Origin of the sequence: Mameliella sp. MMSF_3455 (genome assembly GCF_030733205.1) — a bacterium.
Taxonomy (GTDB): domain Bacteria; phylum Pseudomonadota; class Alphaproteobacteria; order Rhodobacterales; family Rhodobacteraceae; genus Antarctobacter.
The window spans coordinates 19,806-38,145 of the sequence record NZ_JASHJL010000004.1; the positions used below are offsets into that span (position 1 = coordinate 19,806).

The 18,340-nt window shown below is 65.8% G+C and carries 21 protein-coding genes; 6 read left to right on the plus strand and 15 right to left on the minus strand.

What is annotated here, in order from left to right:
• Positions 1 to 8: 8 nt before the first annotated feature.
• Genes RBB42_RS03420 through RBB42_RS03430 form a run of 3 tightly spaced genes read right to left on the minus strand, consistent with a single transcriptional unit; the run spans position 9 to position 3,433 of the window.
• Positions 9 to 1,037, minus strand: coding sequence for an ABC transporter ATP-binding protein (locus RBB42_RS03420; RefSeq protein WP_305968109.1), 1,029 nt, complete (start codon positions 1,035 to 1,037; stop codon positions 9 to 11).
• A complete protein-coding gene (locus RBB42_RS03425; protein WP_306043511.1) occupies positions 1,030 to 2,622 on the minus strand; it encodes a CocE/NonD family hydrolase in 1,593 nt (530 codons plus the stop codon). Before RBB42_RS03425 ends, RBB42_RS03420 begins: the two co-directional genes overlap by 8 nt.
• The gene (locus RBB42_RS03430; RefSeq protein WP_305968111.1) at positions 2,615 to 3,433 is read right to left on the minus strand and encodes a creatininase family protein; all 819 of its coding nucleotides are present in this window, start codon (positions 3,431 to 3,433) and stop codon (positions 2,615 to 2,617) included. The genes RBB42_RS03425 and RBB42_RS03430 overlap by 8 nt, the downstream gene beginning before the upstream one ends.
• A 670-nt stretch (positions 3,434 to 4,103) precedes the next feature.
• Between RBB42_RS03430 and RBB42_RS03435 the strand changes: the two genes are divergently transcribed.
• Genes RBB42_RS03435 through RBB42_RS03455 form a run of 5 tightly spaced genes read left to right on the plus strand, consistent with a single transcriptional unit; the run spans position 4,104 to position 7,960 of the window.
• Positions 4,104 to 4,943, plus strand: a complete 840-nt coding sequence (locus RBB42_RS03435; RefSeq protein WP_305968112.1) for a transporter substrate-binding domain-containing protein — start codon at positions 4,104 to 4,106, stop codon at positions 4,941 to 4,943.
• Position 4,944: 1 nt separating this feature from the next.
• Positions 4,945 to 5,697 (plus strand): amino acid ABC transporter permease, encoded by a 753-nt coding sequence (locus tag RBB42_RS03440; RefSeq protein ID WP_305968113.1) that lies wholly within the window; start codon positions 4,945 to 4,947, stop codon positions 5,695 to 5,697.
• Positions 5,687 to 6,556, plus strand: coding sequence for an amino acid ABC transporter permease (locus tag RBB42_RS03445; protein WP_305968114.1), 870 nt, complete (start codon positions 5,687 to 5,689; stop codon positions 6,554 to 6,556). Before RBB42_RS03440 ends, RBB42_RS03445 begins: the two co-directional genes overlap by 11 nt.
• A 7-nt stretch (positions 6,557 to 6,563) precedes the next feature.
• A complete protein-coding gene (locus RBB42_RS03450) occupies positions 6,564 to 7,202 on the plus strand; it encodes a pyridoxamine 5'-phosphate oxidase family protein (protein WP_305968115.1) in 639 nt (212 codons plus the stop codon).
• An 11-nt stretch (positions 7,203 to 7,213) separates the two neighbouring features.
• The gene (locus RBB42_RS03455; protein ID WP_305968116.1) at positions 7,214 to 7,960 is read left to right on the plus strand and encodes an amino acid ABC transporter ATP-binding protein; all 747 of its coding nucleotides are present in this window, start codon (positions 7,214 to 7,216) and stop codon (positions 7,958 to 7,960) included.
• Between the two features lie 4 nt (positions 7,961 to 7,964).
• Here RBB42_RS03455 and RBB42_RS03460 read toward each other — a convergent pair whose 3' ends face one another.
• The 12 genes from RBB42_RS03460 to RBB42_RS03515 all read right to left on the minus strand — a co-directional run bounded on the left by RBB42_RS03460 (position 7,965) and on the right by RBB42_RS03515 (position 16,057).
• Positions 7,965 to 9,035: a TonB family protein gene (locus RBB42_RS03460; protein WP_305968117.1), complete on the minus strand. Its 1,071-nt coding sequence runs from the start codon at positions 9,033 to 9,035 to the stop codon at positions 7,965 to 7,967.
• Positions 9,032 to 9,418, minus strand: coding sequence for an ExbD/TolR family protein (locus RBB42_RS03465; RefSeq protein ID WP_305968118.1), 387 nt, complete (start codon positions 9,416 to 9,418; stop codon positions 9,032 to 9,034). Before RBB42_RS03465 ends, RBB42_RS03460 begins: the two co-directional genes overlap by 4 nt.
• Entirely contained in the window at positions 9,415 to 9,801 is a 387-nt protein-coding gene (locus tag RBB42_RS03470) for a biopolymer transporter ExbD (protein ID WP_305968119.1), read from the minus strand. The genes RBB42_RS03465 and RBB42_RS03470 overlap by 4 nt, the downstream gene beginning before the upstream one ends.
• Positions 9,794 to 10,450, minus strand: coding sequence for a MotA/TolQ/ExbB proton channel family protein (locus RBB42_RS03475; RefSeq protein WP_305968120.1), 657 nt, complete (start codon positions 10,448 to 10,450; stop codon positions 9,794 to 9,796). Before RBB42_RS03475 ends, RBB42_RS03470 begins: the two co-directional genes overlap by 8 nt.
• A complete protein-coding gene (locus tag RBB42_RS03480) occupies positions 10,447 to 10,875 on the minus strand; it encodes a hypothetical protein (protein ID WP_305968121.1) in 429 nt (142 codons plus the stop codon). Before RBB42_RS03480 ends, RBB42_RS03475 begins: the two co-directional genes overlap by 4 nt.
• Before the next feature lie 116 nt (positions 10,876 to 10,991).
• On the minus strand, positions 10,992 to 11,159 hold the full coding sequence (locus tag RBB42_RS03485; protein WP_305968122.1) for a hypothetical protein: 168 nt from the start codon (positions 11,157 to 11,159) through the stop codon (positions 10,992 to 10,994).
• A complete protein-coding gene (gene hmuQ / locus RBB42_RS03490) occupies positions 11,156 to 11,479 on the minus strand; it encodes a heme-degrading protein HmuQ (RefSeq protein ID WP_305968123.1) in 324 nt (107 codons plus the stop codon). The genes RBB42_RS03485 and hmuQ overlap by 4 nt, the downstream gene beginning before the upstream one ends.
• Before the next feature lie 12 nt (positions 11,480 to 11,491).
• Positions 11,492 to 12,241, minus strand: coding sequence for a ChaN family lipoprotein (locus tag RBB42_RS03495; RefSeq protein WP_305968124.1), 750 nt, complete (start codon positions 12,239 to 12,241; stop codon positions 11,492 to 11,494).
• A 10-nt stretch (positions 12,242 to 12,251) separates the two neighbouring features.
• Complete coding sequence (locus tag RBB42_RS03500) at positions 12,252 to 13,034, minus strand: heme ABC transporter ATP-binding protein (protein ID WP_305968125.1); 783 nt, start codon at positions 13,032 to 13,034, stop codon at positions 12,252 to 12,254.
• Complete coding sequence (locus RBB42_RS03505) at positions 13,031 to 14,098, minus strand: FecCD family ABC transporter permease (protein WP_305968126.1); 1,068 nt, start codon at positions 14,096 to 14,098, stop codon at positions 13,031 to 13,033. The genes RBB42_RS03500 and RBB42_RS03505 overlap by 4 nt, the downstream gene beginning before the upstream one ends.
• 4 nt (positions 14,099 to 14,102) lie before the next feature.
• Positions 14,103 to 15,002 (minus strand): heme/hemin ABC transporter substrate-binding protein, encoded by a 900-nt coding sequence (locus tag RBB42_RS03510; RefSeq protein WP_305968127.1) that lies wholly within the window; start codon positions 15,000 to 15,002, stop codon positions 14,103 to 14,105.
• Positions 14,999 to 16,057 carry a hemin-degrading factor gene (locus RBB42_RS03515; RefSeq protein WP_305968128.1) on the minus strand — a complete coding sequence of 353 codons (1,059 nt, stop codon included), beginning with the start codon at positions 16,055 to 16,057 and terminating at the stop codon, positions 14,999 to 15,001. The genes RBB42_RS03510 and RBB42_RS03515 overlap by 4 nt, the downstream gene beginning before the upstream one ends.
• Before the next feature lie 198 nt (positions 16,058 to 16,255).
• Here RBB42_RS03515 and RBB42_RS03520 point away from each other — a divergent pair, with 198 nt between their 5' ends.
• Positions 16,256 to 18,283 carry a TonB-dependent receptor domain-containing protein gene (locus tag RBB42_RS03520; protein ID WP_305968129.1) on the plus strand — a complete coding sequence of 676 codons (2,028 nt, stop codon included), beginning with the start codon at positions 16,256 to 16,258 and terminating at the stop codon, positions 18,281 to 18,283.
• Positions 18,284 to 18,340: the final 57 nt, after the last annotated feature.

Consider the following 18,340-nt stretch of genomic DNA (forward strand, 5'->3'; position numbering starts at 1 on the left):
TGGGTCGTTCAGATGAAGGTCACGGCGCCGGGCAATGCCTCGACAGAGGCGGTCGCGCCCGCGGGCGGGGCGGCCAGGTCCGAGGGGATTGTCAGCCGGACCGGGCCGCTGGCCGAGGCGAGGTCGATCTCGAATGTCTCGCCCAGGTAGTTGACCGAGGTGACTGTGCCCGAAAGGGACAGCGGCCCGGTTGGACTGTCGCCAAGGCGCAGGCGCGAGGCGCGCAGCACCATCTTGGTCGCGCCATCCGGCGCGCCTTCGCAGCGCACGCCCTTGGTCTGGAACACGCCGTTGTCGACACTGCCGTTCAGCACCGTGCGCGCACCCAGGAACCTCGCCGTAAAAGCCGATGTCGGCGCATCGCAAAGCTGTTGCGGCGTGCCCAGCTCCGAGATCAGACCGCCGTCCATGACGGCGATGCGGTCTGACATCGACAGCGCCTCTTGTTGGTCGTGGGTGACGAATATGGTGGTGATCCCGAGGCGCTGTTGAAGGGCGCGGATCTCGTCGCGCATTTCGGACCGCAGGTTGGCGTCGAGGTTAGACAGCGGTTCGTCCAGCAGCAGGACCTCGGGTTCGATCACCAGCGCGCGGGCCAGGGCGACGCGCTGTTGCTGGCCGCCGGAAAGATTGCCGGGCAGTCGCTCGGCAAAGGCGCTCAGGCCCACGGTGTCCAGCGCCGCGCGGGCGCGTTCGTGCCGCTGGGCCTTGGGGATGTTGCGCATCCGCAGGCCGAAGCCCACGTTTTCCAGCGCCGAAAGGTGCGGGAACAGCGCATAGGCCTGAAAGACCACGCCGATGTTGCGCTTGTGCGGCGGCAGGCGGGTGATGTCCTGCCCGTTGACCATGATGTGCCCGGAGGAAGGCTGGATGAAACCGGCGATCATGCGCAGCGTCGTGGTCTTGCCGCAGCCCGATGGCCCCAGCAGGGACAAGAGCTCGCCGCGGGCGATTTCCAGCGTCAGCTGGTCGACCGCGACCGTGTCTCCGTACATGGCGGTAATCGCGTCCAGAATGAGATAGTTGCGGTCACGCATGGGGTGGTTCCTGATCTGCGGTAAAGACGAAAAGCCGGCTGGCGCGGTGGTCGATGGCGATGGTCGTGGCACGCAAGCCGGGATCGGCCAGTTCGGTGGCCGGATAAGGTTGGAAATCCGGTAAGGGGGCGGCCTGCAGGGACAGCCGCAGAGAGTGGCCCGGGCGCAGGCTGTGAAAGAGCCCCTCGAACACCAGGCGCAACGTGCCGCTCTTCAGGCGCGTGACCGTCGTGGCCAGCGCGGTGGCGGTGCCGTTTCGGTCCACCTCTGCCAAGGTGGCCGCCAGCCCGGGGTGGGGACCATCGACGTCCAGCGCGATCTCTGCCTCGACCCGGTCGCGCAACTGGACGCACGCCGTCATGGGGGCGGTGGTGTAGCAGGCCACGTCCGACCGGTCGTGCAGAGGGCCAAGATCGACCGGGCCGCTGAAGGCGCCCCCGCACAGCGGCGCCTGCCGGGTCGGGTCGAGAACCAGCATGTCGCTCTCCGGCGTCGCGGGGGCGGTCGTCAGGCGGCCATCCGTCACCATCTGCGCCGCAAGGCCGTCCGACGCCAGATGATAGACTCTGGAGCCGGATCCTTCGAAGGTGTCGGTGTCATGCCAGCTGTCGGTGCCCGCGTCGTAGGCGGTGATGGCAGCGGGGCGCGGGCCACGGCCCTTTAGGTAGTGGTCGAAAAAGTCGAGCTGCGCCCGGTCGACAGAGAATTCTGCCCCCGGTGCCAGCCGCGCCGCTCCGGCGGAACGGTTCCAGCCGATGTGGCCCCAGGGACCAAGGACAAGATGCGTGGTGTCGGGCGAGACAGCGCGAAAGGCCCTGTCCGCGGCAAGTGTGCCCCGGAGGAAGAAATCGGCGGTTCCGGCGGTCTGGATCAGCGGAACGGCGGGGGGCGGGGCCAGTTCGGCGGCGGGGTCGGCGCCCGGCTCGCCCTTGGCCCAGCGGGACAGATGCGACAGGTCCGGACGCGTCATGAGAAAGTCGAAATGCGCCTGCCATCCCCGCTCTGGCGCCAAGGTTGCCAGTGCCGCTGAATCGCCCATCCGGCTGGCCTTCAGCCGGGCCATCTGCGCCGCCCAGGAGGCCGACATCCGGCAGCGGAACAATCCGCCTTCGGAGAGCCAGTCGGTCAAGGGCGACCACGATGCCATCGAGACGGCCATCGCGTCGGGCCGCGCGCCGCCGGCCAGCATCTGGAACTGCGTGGTGCCCTGGTAGGAGAACCCGTAAGTGCCGACCTTGCCGTTCGATCCCGCCAGGTCGCGCGCCCAGTCCAGGGTTTCGGATCCATCCGTCGCCTCGTTGACCAAAGCGTCGAAATCGCCCTCGGAGTCGCCCATGCCGCGCACGTCCTGGACGGTGACGACATAGCCGCGCGCCGCGTACCAAGCGGGATGGGCTAGCGTCACGGTCGAGGCGATGGCCCTCCCGTAGGGCTGACGCATCAGCAGCACCGGCAGAGTGTCCTGCGTGTCCGGCCTCCAAGTGTCGGCAACAAGCAGGGTGCCGTCCGTCAGGCGCAGCTCCTGCCGGACGGGGGCCTGTACCGGCAGGAGGGACCGCAGTGGACTGTCCACCATGTCACGCATCGTTGAACATGGTTTTCTGGGTCACGCGGTCGATCGGGAAATCCCGGACCTCTTTCAACAGGGCGACAAACCGGTCGGCGGAGCGGTCCAGCGCGATCCGTCCCCGGTCCGCATCGGCGGTGGCGGCATTGCCGCAGGCGCCGGAAGGATGCAGGTCCTGCGTCTGCCAGCCATACCCGATGCGGCCTTCTGGGGTGAGGATGCCGCCGGCCTTTTCCATCTCGACGGAAAGCGGCTCGAAATCTTCGGCCAGGGTCATGTCTACGAGTTCGGGGTGCAGTTCCAGCAACAGGGAGGTTTCGAATTCGCCGCCGTGGATGCCGTGCTTCATCTCCTGGCTGTCGAAGAGGTCCGAGACATCGAGGTCCGCCGAGGCATTGGCGCTGACCGCGAACATGCCCAGTTTGACCCGCAGTTCGCGGCAGACGATTTCTACCACCTGCGGCTGGCCCCCGTGCCAGTTGGCAAACACCAGCTTTCGGCAACCGGTGCGCGCGACGCTTTCGCCGATTTCGTACCAGATCCGGGCAAGGGTCTCGTAGCTGTGCGTCAGGGTGCCCGGGAATTCCAGGTGTTCGACCGATTTGCCCACTGCCTGCATCGGCAGGATCAGGGCGTGCAGGTCGTCAGGAATGCGCTGGGCGACACGTTCCATGATGCCGGCGTTGATAGCGCTGTCGACGCGGACGGGCAGGTGAGGGCCGTGCTGTTCCACTGCGGCCGTGGGCAGAACGGCGACGACCTTGCTCATGTCCAGTTCGGCAAAATCCTTGGTGGAGAGATCCCACCACCAGTTCGATTTGAGCTTCATTTGCGCCGTCTCCGTCAGGTGTTCGAGTGATTCACCTGACTGTTGTCGAGGTTTTCGATGCGATAAAAGCGGCGTTTTTAGAGGTTTGTGTTGCCTGAATGGCAACGAGGTATGAAGGCGCGCCCTCAAATGCCGGGACTGATCGCTGTCCAGACGACCGGGTTTCAGCATCCCAGCCGGCCAGGACGGCGCCGCTGTCCTAACTGTCCTGAGCGCAATATTGGCATGTTTTCCAAGGGGCTACGGGCCGCCGATAAAAGAGGGCGCCATACCGTGGGGCCGCCTGCCTTCGGCTCGTTGGGAGGGTGTCCACAGTGTGCGCCGACCGCCTGAAAGGGCCTGTTCGGGCCGGGGCCGGCGCATGGGGGCCATTGCAAGTGGAATGCGGTGCTGACGCATTGCTGGGCGGGAAGCTCCGAGTTGCATAAAATCAGAGCGGAAGCGGGACGTGCCCCAAGGCGGTAGCAGGATGCGAAGCGAACTTTGCAGGACGTGTCGCGCTGCAGCGTGCCAGGTATCCCGAGATGTGCCGCAGAACTGGGCGAACCGTGGCACATGTCGAAAATCAAAAGACCCGCGACCGAAGCTTTTTGACTCTTCCGTAAGCTGTGCCAAAGTGACCGCAGCGAACGACCGTCAAAAAAACCGTTCGACGACAAGGGAGATACACATGAAACGATTTATCACGACAGCGCTTGTGACCTCGACTGCCTTGGCACCGCTGAGCCTGGCGGCACAGGAATGCACCAACGATACCTGGAAAAAGGTCATGGAAAGCGGCACGCTTACCGTTGGGGTCAAGGCCGACTACAAGCCCTGGGGTTATCGCGACACGGACGGGACCATCATCGGGATGGAGCCGGACATGGCGCAGATGGTGGCCGACACGATGGGCGTCGATCTGGAACTGGTCGCCGTGGTCAGTTCGAACCGGATGCAGTTCCTGGAACAGGGGCAGATCGACCTGATGATCGCTACCATGACCGACCGGCCCGACCGGCGCGAGATCGTGGGCATTGTCGGACCCAACTATTACACCTCGGGCACCAATGTCATGGCGCCCAAGCAACTGGGCTTTACCGAGTGGAGCGACCTGACGGGCAAGCCGGTCTGCGGCATCCAGGGCGCCTTCTACAACCAGATCGTCGAAGACCGCTATGACGTCGAGGTCGTGGCCTTTGGTGGCACTGCCGAGGCCAAGCAGGCCCTGCGCGACAAGAAATGCGTCGCCTTCGTCTATGACGACAGCTCGATCGGGTCGGATATCGCCAGCGGAAACTGGGACGACTTCGAGATGCCGCTGCCCTCCGAGGACGACAGCCCCTGGGGTCTTGCCGTTCCCAAGTCCGAGGAAAACTGCGTCTTCGGCGCCTTCATGAAGGGCATGCAGTATCAATGGCATCTCGACGGTACGCTGGTCGAGCTGGAGGAAAAGTGGGGGATCAAGCCCACGGCTTTCCTGGCCAAGCAACAGGAGCTGATCCAGCAGACGACACCGATGCCGGAATAACATGAGCGGATTCGAGGAGTTCTTTCGCGAGCTCGCCGCCGAGCATGTGCGGTGGAACTTCATCTGGCTCTACGACGAGAAACAGGCCGGGCGGATTCTGTCCGGCCTGTGGATGACCGTGAAGCTCAGCATCGCCTGTGTGCTGCTTTCGGTCATCATCGGCGTGCTGGGGGCCTGGGCGCAGGGCGCCCAGAACCGCGTGCTGCGCGGCGCGGTGCAGGGCTATATCCAGTTCTTCCGCAACACGCCGCCGCTGGTGCAGCTCTTGTTCTTCTACTTCGCGCTGGGCCAGTTCACGCCGTCCTACAGCCCCGACGGCTGGCTGGAGGTGCCGATCATCTCGAATGTCGGCTGGGCCATCATCTCGCTCTCCTTCTTCGCGGGTGCATTCAACGTCGAGATCTTCCGCGCAGGCATCGAGGCGGTGCCGGACTCTACCGTCGAGGCGGCGGAATCCCTCGGCATGACGCGCACGCAGACCTACCGCGAGGTCGTCTTTCCACTGGCGCTGCGGGTGTCGATCCCGGCGCTGAACAACAACCTGGTGAACCTGGTCAAGACGACGACGCAGGCCTATGCCATCGCCGTGCCCGAACTGCTGTATGAAAGCGTCTCCGTCTGGAACGATTTCCCTTCGGCCCAGAACCCCACGATGCTGTTGCTTTTCGTGACCTACATCCTTCTGGTCGGCATCCTCGTGATGGGCATGAACCGTTGGGAACGCAAGATGAGGATCCCCGGCTATGGACAGTAGGTTGCACGGGCAGACCGACCTGCCCGTCATGAAACCCTATGTCCTGCGCGGACACCAATATGACGAGATGTTCCTGGTGCGCTGGCTGGGAAGTCTGCCACCGTGGAGCTTTCTTGTCCTGCTGGCGCTCTGGCCCGCGGCGGCCTTTGCGCAATCGGCCACGTTCGGGACCGTGGACGCCTTTGCCGCGCTCTGGCGCTGGATACCCTTCCTGACCTTCCAGGGGTTCCTGTTCAACGTGCTGATCTCGCTCTTTGCCATGCTGATCGGCACCACGCTGGGCGCGGTTCTGGGCCTTGCCCAGGTGTCGCGCAACAAGGTAACGCGCGGGTTTTCCTGGGCGATCACGCAGCTGTTCCGCAATTCGCCCTGGCTGGTACTGCTGTTTGTGGTGCTGCTGGCCTTTCCTTTCGAGATCACGATCCTTGGCCTGACCATCCCGATCCCGGCCTGGGTCAAGGCGGTGATCGGGCTCAGCCTGCCGGTCATGGCCAATATCTCCGAGATCGTGCGCGGGGCGGTCAACTCCGTGCCTTCGGCCCAGTGGGAGGCCGCGGAAAGCCTGTCCTTCACCCGCACCCAGACCCTGTGGCAGATCATCCTTCCGCAATGTTTCAAGCGGATGATCCCGCCCTGGATGAACTGGTACGCGATCCTGACGATGGCAACGCCGCTCTGTTCGCTTCTGGGCGTGGGAGAGATCATCACCTTTTCCCGCCAGGCGATGGAGGCCGAGAACAACCACCCCGAGCTGCTGATGCCCTTCTACGGCTACGCGCTGGTGCTGTTCTTTGCCTATTGCTACCCGATCGCCCGGCTGACCATCGCGCTGGAACGGCGCTATTCCGTGAAACTCTGAGGCCGCCATGTCCGATCCCCACGCCATCGCCACCCGCGAAGACCTGCGCGCCATCACGGGCGAGCCCGGCGACAGGCCGGCGCAAAAGGTGATCGACCACATAGACCCGCTTTGCGCACGTTTCATCGCGGCCTCACCCTTTGTCGTGCTGGCGACACGGGGGGCGGACGGGTTGCTGGATCTTTCGCCGAAGGGCGATCCGGCAGGGTTCGTGGCCGTGCTGGATGAAAAGACGCTGGCGCTGCCAGACCGGCTGGGAAACAAGCGTTTCGACAGTTTCGGGAATGTGTTGCACAGTCCCGAGGCCGCGCTGATCTTTGTGATCCCCGGCCACAACGACACGCTGCGGGTTGCGGGCAAGGCCCGGCTGACCCGCGATCCCGATCTGTGCGACCGGCTGGCCGTCAACGGGCGCCCGGCGCAGTTTGTGCTGCTGCTGACGGTCGAGGAGGCCTACCTGCATTGCGCGAAATGCATGATCCGCTCGCGGATGTGGCAGCCTGACCACTGGCCCGACACCTCGGACGTGCCCAGCCTTGCAGAGGCCATGGTCGCCCACGGCAAGCTGGTCGAGAAAAATCTGGTCGCCGATGTCGACGAAATGGCGCAGATCATCGCCGACGACGCCAAGAACCGCCTCTACTAGGAGAGACAGGCATGAGCTGGACCCCCGATTTGCCCATCGTGTCCCTCAAGGACGTGCACAAGAGCTTTGGCGATTTCGAAGTGCTGAAGGGCGTCAGCCTGGACGTGATGAAGGGCGAGGTGATCTGCATCATCGGGCCGTCTGGCTCGGGCAAATCCACCTTGATCCGCTGCATCAACGCCCTGAACGACATCCAGGGCGGGTCGATCACCGTCGAGGGGCAGGAGGTCAGCGACCCGAAACTGGACAAGCTGGCGCTGCGCAAGAAGGTCGGCATGGTGTTCCAGCAGTACAACCTGTTTCCGCACAAGACGGCGCTGGAAAACGTCATGATGGCGCCGTTGAAGGTGCTCAAGGAAGACCCCAAGACGGTCGAGGAACGGGCGCGTTCGCTGATCAAGAAGGTGCGGCTGGAGGGGAAAGAGGACAATTACCCCGGTGAACTCTCCGGCGGCCAGCAACAGCGCGTGGCCATTGCGCGCAGCCTTGCGATGCGGCCCGACGTGATGCTGTTCGACGAGGTGACGGCGGCACTGGACCCCGAGACGGTCAAGGAGGTCCTGGTCACGATCAAGGACCTGGCCGCGGAGGGGATGACCTGCATCCTGGTCACGCATGAGATGGGCTTTGCCCGCGAGGTGGCGGACCACATCTATTTCACCGACCGTGGCGTGATCGTGGAACACGGACCGCCCGCCACCTTCTTTGCCGAGGCAAAGGACCCGCGCACCAAGGAATTCCTCAGCCAGATCCTGTAGAGGCTCAGCGCCCCTGGATCTGGATCGAGAAGCTGCGCCTTGCGCCGCTGGGCGGCTGCGGGAAAGGCGCCGCGCTGCGCACCACGCCCAGGGCCGCGCGATCCAGGGCCGAGGACCCGGAACTGCGCGCCAGCGAGACGGAGGCCAGGCCGCCGCCAGAAGAAATCGAGAAGGCAACGACCGCAGTGCCGCGAGCGTTCACCCGGGGCCTGCCGGCGCGGGACAGCTTGCGCATGACAAGCCCGGGATAGTTGCTGGCCGCCGCGTTTCCGGGGGCAGCCTTGCGGCCGTTGTTGCCGGTGTTGCGCGCCTTGGCGGCGGCGTTGCCGGTGGGGTTGCCGGCACGCGCGTTGCGGGTGGCGCCGCCGCCCTGGGGGGCGGGTTTCGCCCGTGGCTTGGGTTTGGGGGCTGGCTTGTTTGCTTCCTCGAATTCCGGCGTGCGCATCTGCGGCCGTAGCGAGCGGGAGACCGCCGCGCTCTTCGGAGCTTCGCCGGTCACCCGTTCCGCGGAGGCGCTGTCCGGTGTGACGGGAGTGATCGTGGGCGCGGGCTCGGCCCGTTCCGGGGTGATCCGTTCCGGCGCGGGAGCCAGGGCTGCAAGGTCCTGCGTTTCGGGTTTCAGGGGCTCAAGGCGCGGGCCGGTATCGGCCTGCGCGGCTTCAATCGCCGCAAGAAGGCGGGCTGCCGGATCCTGCGGCGCGGGATCGGGACGCGCGGTTTCGGTGGTGTCCCTGGGGCGTTCCACTGCCGCCGTTTCGGGGGCGGGGCGGTCCGCACTATCCGTTGTCCGGTCTGGTGGGGTCTGGTCCGGTCTTGCCTGCTCGACGGGATCCTTGACCCGCTCTGCCGTCAACCGATCCGGTTCGGCCTCCTCTGCCGGGGTCTTTGTCGGTTCGGGTTGGACCCGGCCCGCTGACATGTCGGCGAAGGATGATCCAAGCCGCACCTCGGCCCCGCCAGAGGCACCTTCGATCCGGGCTTCATCGGGGCTGGCAAGGGTCAGGGCAAGGGCGCCGTGGGCCAGCAGCGCCAGCGAAACGGCGGAAGTCTTGGCAAGTCGGGACGAGGAGATCATTCAAGGGCCTTCTCGGTAACGATGACGACGTTTTCTGCGCCCGCCCCGCGCAGGGCGCGGCCAATCCGGACAAGCTCGGCGGCGTCCAACTCCCGGTCCGGGATGAGGCGGACGCGGGCGCGGGCCTCTTCGGGCAGCTGCGCCATGAAGCCTTCGGCGCTGTCCTGCGGGACACCGCGCCATGTCATGCGCCCTTCCGCATGGATGACCAGCGCATCGGCAGGCGCGGTCGTGTCCAGCTCTGCCGTGCGGACCAGCGTCAGGTCCTTGTCCAGCGGACGTGCCAGCGTGCCCGCCACGAGGAAGAAGATCAGCATCAGGAAGACGATGTTGATCAGCGCGATGGTCGGTTCACGTTCGGTTTTCTGTCGGCGCGCTCTCATGAGGTCTCCAGTACCGTAAGCCTGAGGCCGGGCAGGGCGCGGATCGTCACCAGCAGGTCGGTCAGTCGTTGGGCCGTGACCTCGCCCTGCAGGGCAATGACCACGGGCAGGCCGGTTTCCGCGTCGGTTTGATGCTGGCGCAGCGCCTCGGGCAGCGTGGACAGTTCATGCGAGGTACCGTTGAGGCTCAGCCCGTCTGGCGCCAGCCGCAGGAAAACCGGGCGCAGACCCGAAGCATCGCCGTTTCCCGCGCCGCCCGCGGCCAGTTCGACCTCGGCAAAGCGCGAAAAGGTCGAGGAAAGCATGAAGAACAGCAGCAGGAGAAAGATCACGTCGATGAGCGAAGTCATCGACAGTTTTCGCCGCCGGTGCCGCCTACGCATGGGCCGGCATCGGGTTGGCTGCGGGGGCGAAGCCCTGGGCCTGACCGGAAGGCGCCAGGATCGTGCGCAGGGCTTTCTGCGCCAATACCCTTTCTGCATCCATCCGGCCTTCGAACCAGCTCAGCACAAGCGCGGTGGGCATGGCGACGGCCAGCCCCACGGCGGTCGTGAGCAGTGCGACCCAGATACCGCCTGCGAGGATCGAGGGATCGACCTGTGTCCCGGCCTCTTGCAGCGCCTGAAAGGCCGAGATCATGCCCAGAACCGTGCCGAAGAGCCCCAGCAGGGGCGCCAGCTGCGCGATGGAATCGAGCAGGCGCAGTCCGGATTCCAGCCGGGCAAAACGCGCTTCTGCTTCGGCTTCCAGCCGTTCGGCATCGCCTTGGCCGTCCAGCGCCATCGCCACCACCGGGCGCAAATAGCTGCGCGACAGGTCCAGGTGGCGGCGCGCTGCCAGCCGGTTGCCCATGTCCCAGGCCTCGACTGCCTCGCGCAGGGCACGGTGGCGCCCAACGCCCGCGGCGGTGAACTGCCAGAGCTTGTACAGCACGACCGCCGAGACGACGATCGACAGCGCACCCAGCAGGATGACGACAGGGCCGCCAAGATCAAAGATCCGTTGAACGGCTTCTCGCACTGTCTCGATCATCCGATGATCTCCACCTCGGTGCGGCTGCGCAGGTCTAGGTCCTGCGTGCAGGCGCCGGGGCTGGCGGCCTCGCAGGTTTCGGCACCGTTGATCAGCAGGCGGCCGAGGTTTGAACAGGCCAGGCCGGAGACGAGGAATTGGCGCACGCGGGGGCGGGCGGCAGGCAGATCCCCGAAATCGAACAGGGTCATGCGGTCCACGCGGCCCTCCGTATCGAACAGCACCGCCTCGTATACGGCCTGTGCGATGTCGCTGTCGTGGCCGTTCTGGATCAGGAAGCTGATGCGGCAGGCGCCGTCGACCGGCTCCAGCGCGTTGAGTTCCAGGGAAACATGCGCGCCCTGCACGGTTTCTGCCTGCGCGGGCGTCGCAAGGGTCAAGGCAAAGGCGCAGAGCGCCGCAATGCCAAAGGACGGAAAGTTCATGAATCCAGCCCCCATCGGTGGGTTTTCGTGTCTGGCTGGGGTGGGACACCCTGGCTGGTTGGGAAAGTGCCTAGCAGGCAGAATTGGGTCAGGCAATACCTGACAGAAAGAATTGACTACTCCGCATGGCGCGGGTCGGTACCCGGTCCGACCGCGCGTTGCAGGTCGATCAGCTGTTCCAGCGCCAGGCCGGTGTCGGCAGACGGATCTGTGCCGGAGTTCAGCATCTCGCGCCAGCAGACCGTGCGAAAACGGTCCTCCTGATCCTCGCGGGGGGCGCTCATGCCGCCCGTGCCTCGATGCTCTGGATCGAGGTGAAGCCCTCGAACCGGGGTGCGCCCTCGAACAGCTTGCGGGTCTGGCCGGCGCGGGTGTGGGCCGCGCGGAATTCCTCGCTGCGGGTCCAGGCGCGGAAATGCGCCTCGGTTTCCCAGACGGTGTGCGAGGCATAGAGGATCTTGCCATCCTCCTCGGGGCCGCGCAGCATGTCGAAAGCGACAAACCCCGCCATGTCGCGCAGGTGGCTTTCGCGCGACAACCACAGATCCTCGAACTCGGCCGCGTTTTCGAGCAGGACGGTAAAACGGTTCATGGCCAGGTACATGATGGTCTCTCCTCAGTTGGTCTGCAGGCTGGCGCAGGGATCGTCGCGCTGCGCCTCGGGAACGATGATCACGGTGTCGAAGGGCGTGTCGGTCTGCGTTTCGACAAAGCCCGTGGCATGGGTCGTCACCTCTGGCGCGGCCCGGGCGATCATCGCGGGAATGCCCCAGTCGGTGCGCGCATGGCCGTTGCCCGCGATCACCGCGACGGGCGGGCCGAAGGTATCCAGTGCCTCAAGCGCGGCGCGGGCAAAGACGGCGTCGCGATAGCGCTGGACCGCGACCATGCCCGCCATCATCTCGCGCGGCATGGCCTGGCAATGGGCGTCGAACTGCATTTCTTCGCGCAGGCTCTGCTGTGCCTCGGGCAAGGGGACATCCAGGCCGAACCGCGGCGCATCACTGCCAAAGAGCGCGGCGGCACCCTCGCCGTAGACCGTCCGCACCGTCTCTCGCGGCGCGGCAGCACCGACTATGCGCGCCGCGCCCATGGCGTCAAAGATCGGTGCGTACAGGCTGTAGTCAGGCCAGCCGCCATTGTCCCAGATCTCCGGGATCAGGTCGCGATCCTGATTGGCGCGGAGCGCGTCTTCGGCGGTCAGCATTTCAAAGACCACGGCGGTGGGTTTCAGTGCGTCCAGCGCCTGCGCCTGCCCGATGTGGGTCTCGGGATTGTCGTGGACCTCTCCGAGGATGACGATGTCGGCCACGGGATCGGCAAGGGTCGGCGTGGCAAGGCAGAACATGAGGGTGGCTAGACGCATGAGTGACCTTTCAGGCCGATGCCGCGTGCGGCAGGATAAAGGGAATGTCCGCCGGTGGCGGAGCGGAAACGCGCAGAGCACAGCCATAGGCGCGCGACAGAGTATCGTCGGTCAGGACGTCGGCAGGGGTGCCAAAGGCCACGCGCTCGCCTTCTGCCAGAACGGCGATCCGGTCGGCAAACAGCGCGGTCAGGTTCAGGTCATGCATGACGGCCAGAACTCCGCCGCCGCCGCGCGCGAAGTCCCGCGCGATCTCCATCACCTGCAACTGGTGCGCGATGTCGAGGCTGGAGACGGGCTCATCCAGTAACAGCCACCGGGGCGCGCCGTCCTCGACCGGCGCCCAGACCTGCGCCAGCACCCGCGCCAGCATCACGCGCTGCGCCTCGCCGCCAGAGAGGTCCTGGAACAACCGGTCGGCGTAATGCGCCAACCCGACCCGCGCCAGAGCCTGCATCGGCACCTCTGGCCGGTCGCCCGCCGTGCCTGCCTGCAAGCCGATGCGAACGACCTCGATCACCGTGAAAGGAAAGGCCAGCCGCGACGCCTGGGGCAGGACCGCGCGGGTTGCGGCCAGTTTCCAGGCCGGTTGCCCGGAAACGTCCTCTCCGTTCAGGCGTACGTGACCCTCGTGGGGCAGGGTGCCGTCGATGGCGCCCAGCAGGGTGGATTTGCCCGATCCGTTGGGGCCGACGATGGCCGTGACCTCTCCGGGGTGCGCGGCGAGGCTGACGCCGCGCAGCGCCTCGCGGCGGCCATAGCGGACCCGGATATCCTGTGCTTCCAGTGTCATAGCTCGACCATCCCCCGTCGTTTCAACAGGATCCACAGAAAGACCGGCGCGCCCAGCACAGCGGTGACGATCCCGATGGGCAGTTCGGCAGGGGCGATGATGACACGGGCGATCACATCCGCCAGGATAAGCAGGCTGGCCCCAAGAAGCGCCGAGTTCAGCAAGAGCGTGCGGTGATCCGGACCGGACCCCAGCCGCAGCAGGTGCGGCACGACGATCCCGATGAAGCCGATGCCGCCCGAGACGGCGACCGCCGCTCCGGCAGCGCCCGCCACGGCAAGGATGGCAATGTTCTTCATGCGCTGGACGTTGATGCCGATATGGGCGGCGGTCGCCTCTCCGAGTGCCAGCGCATTCAATCCGCGCCCCAGCACCAGGGCCGCGCCGATGGACAGCAGGATCAGAGGGCCGGCGGCGACCACCTTGGCCCAGCTTGCCCCGGCCAGCGATCCCAGCCCCCAGAAGGTCAGGTCGCGCAATTGCCTGTCATCTGCGATATAAACGAGAATGCCCGAAAGTGCCCCGGCCAATGCCCCCAGAGCGATGCCTGCCAGCAGCATTGTCGCGACAGAGGTGCGTCCGTGTCGGGTGGACACGCGATAGAGCAACAGGGTCGAGCCCCAGCCACCCAGGAAGGCCGCGAAGGGCGTCAGCTGGTTGCCGGTCAGTTCTTGCACCCAAGCGGGCAGCAGCGCGCCCAGCACGATGGCCAGGATCGCGCCCAGCCCGGCGCCTGCACCGACGCCGACGATGCCCGGATCTGCAAGAGGGTTGCGAAACAGCCCCTGCATCGCCGCTCCGGACACGGCCAGCGCGGCGCCGACCAGGATACCCATCGTCAGGCGTGGCAGGCGGATGTCCAACAGGACAACCCGTTCCATCTGGGTCAGGGGCTCACCGCTGACCAGTTTGCCCAGCAGGGCGGTCAGGGTCACATCGGCGGCGCCAATCTGCAGGCTGGCCAGCGCGCAGAGCAACAGGAATGCGGCCAGCATCCAGTGCAGCAAGCGCGCGCGGGCCAGCCGGTCGCGCGGCGGGACAAGAGGGTCGGTGATCGCAGTCATCGGATCAGCCCGGCGTCCCGTAAAGCGCCGCGTTCAGCGCCTCGACCGCCTCTGCGGTGCGCGGACCGAACCCCAGCATCAACAGCCCGTCCATGCGCACGACGGACCGGGTTTTCGCGGCCGGGGTCAGGCGGATGGCGGGCATGTCGAACAGTTCGTCGTCCGCAGAGGCGTGGTCGCCCGTGCGGTCCATCATCAGGATCACGTCCGGCGCGGCTATGCCCACGGCCTCGTCGGTCAGTTGCTTGTACCCGGTGAAACCGTCGACGGCGTTCACACCGCCGGCCATCCGGATGATCGCATCTGCCGCCGTGCCGGTGCCCGAGGCGTTGATCTTGCCGCCATCGGTGGACAACACGAACAGCACGCGCTTGCGACCCTCGGCGGGAATGTCCGCGCGGGCCTGCGCTGCGTCCAGTGCGGCACCGACCTCTGCGGCCAGTCCCTCGGCCCGGTCCGGAACGCCCAGGGCGCTGCCTATGATCTCGATCTTGTCGAGGATGCCGGCGGCGTCCAGTGCGTCGGGCACCTCGACATAGTCCACGTCGGCGGCGCGGATCACCTCCAGGGCCTCGGGTGGCCCGGCGCCTTCCTCGGAAAGGATCAGGCTGGGGCCGACCGAAAGCACGCCCTCGGGAGACAGCGCGCGCATGTACCCCACGTCCGGCAGGTTGGTCACCGCCGGGGGGTAGGTCGAGGTCGTGTCACGGGCCAGCAAACGGTGCTGCTGCCCCAGGGCCACCACGATTTCCGTGACCGCGCCGCCGATCGACAGGACATCGGCCTGTGGATCGGCGGGGGCGGGTTGCTGGGCAGAGACGGTCAGCGCCACAAGGCCGCCGAACATCGCGGTCGACAGACCGGTGAACAGGGCCAGCCCGTTGGAAGACTTGCAGGCTGTCATGCCGGCACCACGTCGGCTGCGGGCAGGGCCGCAACGATCCTGCCCCATGCGGGCCGCGAGTCACGCCCTTCCTTGCCGACGCCGAACACCTGGAAGATCAGGGCGCCTTCGGCATCGAACGCCTCGACAGAGACGGCGGGTCCGCGCTGGGTGGGCTTTTCCACGGCCCAGACCTCGGCCACCTTGTCCAGCCGCAGGTGCAGGTTGAAGCCGGGGTCCATGACGTTCTGCCAGGGGCCCATCGGATGCAGGCGGTTCACCGGGCCGGAATGGATCTGGATGCAGCCACGGTTGCCGACAAAGATCATCACCTCGATCCCGGCGTCACGAACCGACTCCAGCATGGCGTTGACGGCCTCTGGCGCCAGCGCGCGGACAAAGGGTTCGCCCGCGATCCGGTAGGCGCCAAGGCGGTTCATCCTGAGCTTGGAACACAGGCGCAGGAACTGGTGCGTGTCGGTCAGGCGCGCCCATTCCTCACGCAGGATGTCCAGCTTGTCGGGTCGCGATTTCGCGGCCTCGACGGGCTTGCGCGGTTCGACCGCCTGGCCGGGTGCCTGGTCGGGCAGGGCCAGTTCCGAGACCAGACCGACCCAGGCGTCATGGTTCGAGGTCTCGCGCAGGTGGATCTTGTGGATGGCATCGCCTGCGGCATCGAAAATCTGCAGGGACCGGCGCGGCGCGGTGCCGTCCTGGCCGGGCGTTTCGACCGCGTAGGCATGCACCCAGTGCGATGGGAAGATTCGCAGGTCGATGTCCTCGGCCAGCACCATCGCGGCATGTTCGCCGGGATGGTAGTTGGCATAGCCCCCGACCTTTTCATGCACGCAGGCCTCGACACGTGTCAGGGCCATGACTTCGCCCAGGCGCTCGGCCCCGGGCATGATCCAGTCGGGGTGGGCGTCGATCCGGGTTGTGCCGTCGCCGACGCGGGCGGCCACAAGCTGGGCCTCGGTGATGCCCAGTTGCGCGGCAAGATCCCGCGCCCGCATTTTCGGGTTGTCTGCCTCGGCGGCACGGATCTGTTCTGGTGACGGCGTAAGCTGCTCGGTCATGACGTCCTCGGGTCAGGGAATGTCTGCTGGCTTCGCCGGGACCAGGCCCGACGTGGCTTACGGTATTTACTTGACTGTTTTAGTCTGGATAACCTAATGCTGCAACCCGTCACGATAAATTTTATCGCCTAGGCAACAATCCGCCCGCGCCAGCCTTCGCAAGCCACGGCACCCAAACGGACACGAAGGAAGGCGCATATGCTCACTCACCTCCTGCGCGGGACCACCGCGCTTGTCTGCATGTCGCTGGCTTTGCCAGCGAGTGCACAGGACGCCCCCGGGTTCCTCGGGACCCTCATCCTCACCGGCGGCAAAAGGGATCTGACATTCGGGACGGCGCTGTCGCGCACTGTCATCGACGAGGAAGAAATCCAGGACCGGCAGGCCAGCACCGTCGCGCAGCTGATCGACTCGGTGCCCGGCGTGACGCTGGTCAACGGAACCACGCCGCAGGGGTCGGGGATCAACATCCGCGGGTTCGGTGCGAACACCACCTATGGCTCGGACCAGAAGATCGCGGTGCTGGTGGATGGTGCCGCCGTCGGGTCGGAGGAACTGTACCGCATCGGCACGCAGCTTTTCACCGATCCTTTGCTCTACAAGAACGCCGAGGTCCTGCGCGGCACGATCGGCAGCTTTGCCTACGGGTCGGGGATCGTCGGCGGGGTGGTCAAGCTGGAAAGCAAGGACGCCTCGGATTTCACCGGCGGTGTGCCGGGCTTCGCGGGCGCCCAAACCTTTGAATTCAGTTCTAACGGGGCGGGCACGGTCAGTTCGACGACGCTGGCCTGGCAGCCGACGGACCGCGCCGAGTTCCTGCTCAACTACACGATCCGGGATCAGGACGACCTGACCTCGGGCGACGGGCGGACCATCGGCAACAGCGCCTTCCGCACGCCTTCGGGACTGGCAAAAGCCAAGTTCACCTTTGGACAGGACGACGCGCATGAGCTGACCTTCAGCTATTCGCAGACCGTGGCCGACGACAAGGACGTGCCCTATGACCAGTTCGCCACCACGGGCGGCAGTTTCGGCAATGTCGACCGGTTGACCGACACCCGGCAGGCGGTAATCGACTACCGTTTCAACCCGGTCAACGACCTGGTGGACATGCGGGTGAACCTGTCCTTCGCGGATCAGGCGATCGAATATGACTACGTTCCCGGCTCTTCGCCGCTGGAGGGGACGCCGACCTTTCCCTTTCTCGTCAGCACGGTCAACGCCGACCAGCGCTATCAGACGACCAAGTTGACCCTGTCGAACCGGGCCCTGTTCGGGTCGGATGCCATTGATCATGACCTGCTGGCGGGTGTCGAGTTCATCCACCGGGACCGCAAGGACAACGACGCCGCCGGCGCCCCCGGCGGGTCCGACCGGCGCATCGCGCTGTTCCTTGTTGATGAGATCTCGATGGGCGCATTCACCGTGACGCCGGCGCTGCGCTACGAGACCTCGACCGTCGAGAGCGCCACAACCTATGGCAAGTTCACGAACGATGCGCTGATGGGCGGGCTGGCGCTGTCCTATGACTTTGGCAACGGGGTGTCGGTCTTTGGCAGCGCGGCATACACCGAGGGCCTGCCGATCATCGACGACCTGGGCGCCAGCGCCACGGCGCTTGCCCGCATGGATACAACGGAAAAATCGCATACCTTCGAACTCGGCGCGGAATACACCGGTTCTGATGTCTTCGGCACGGGGGATACCTTCACCATTCGCGGCAACCTCTACGCCACGACCATGTGGGACATCACCAGCTACACCGCCACCGGATCCACCTCGACCAATCTCGACCGGGTCGAGACCCGCGGGCTGGAACTGGAGGCCTCTTACGGCCATGCCAGCGGGGCCTATGTCGATTTCGCGGGCCACCTCGGTTCGGGCGAGGAATTCGCCCCGGGCGCGGATAGCATCACCTGGCGCAACACCGCTGCCGACCGTGTGCAGCTGACGCTGGGCAAGAAATGGGATGACGGTTTGGACCTGAGCTGGGAGGTCGTGCATTCCGCCGACCGCCGCGATGCGCTGGGCGGCGATCTCGACAATGTCACCCTGCACAACCTACGGGCCACCTGGCGGCCGGAGCAGGTGGCCTGGTTGACGGGCACCGAAGTGCGGTTCGGGATCGAGAATGCCTTTGACGTCGATTACGTCGGCCACCTGTCCTCGCCCACGCGCAAGGCACCTGGGCGGACCTTCAAGGTCAGCCTGACCAAGACGTTCTGAGCCATTCCCTCTGGCAAGGCACGGGCGGGCGAGTCCGGGAGCATCCCCGGGACCGCC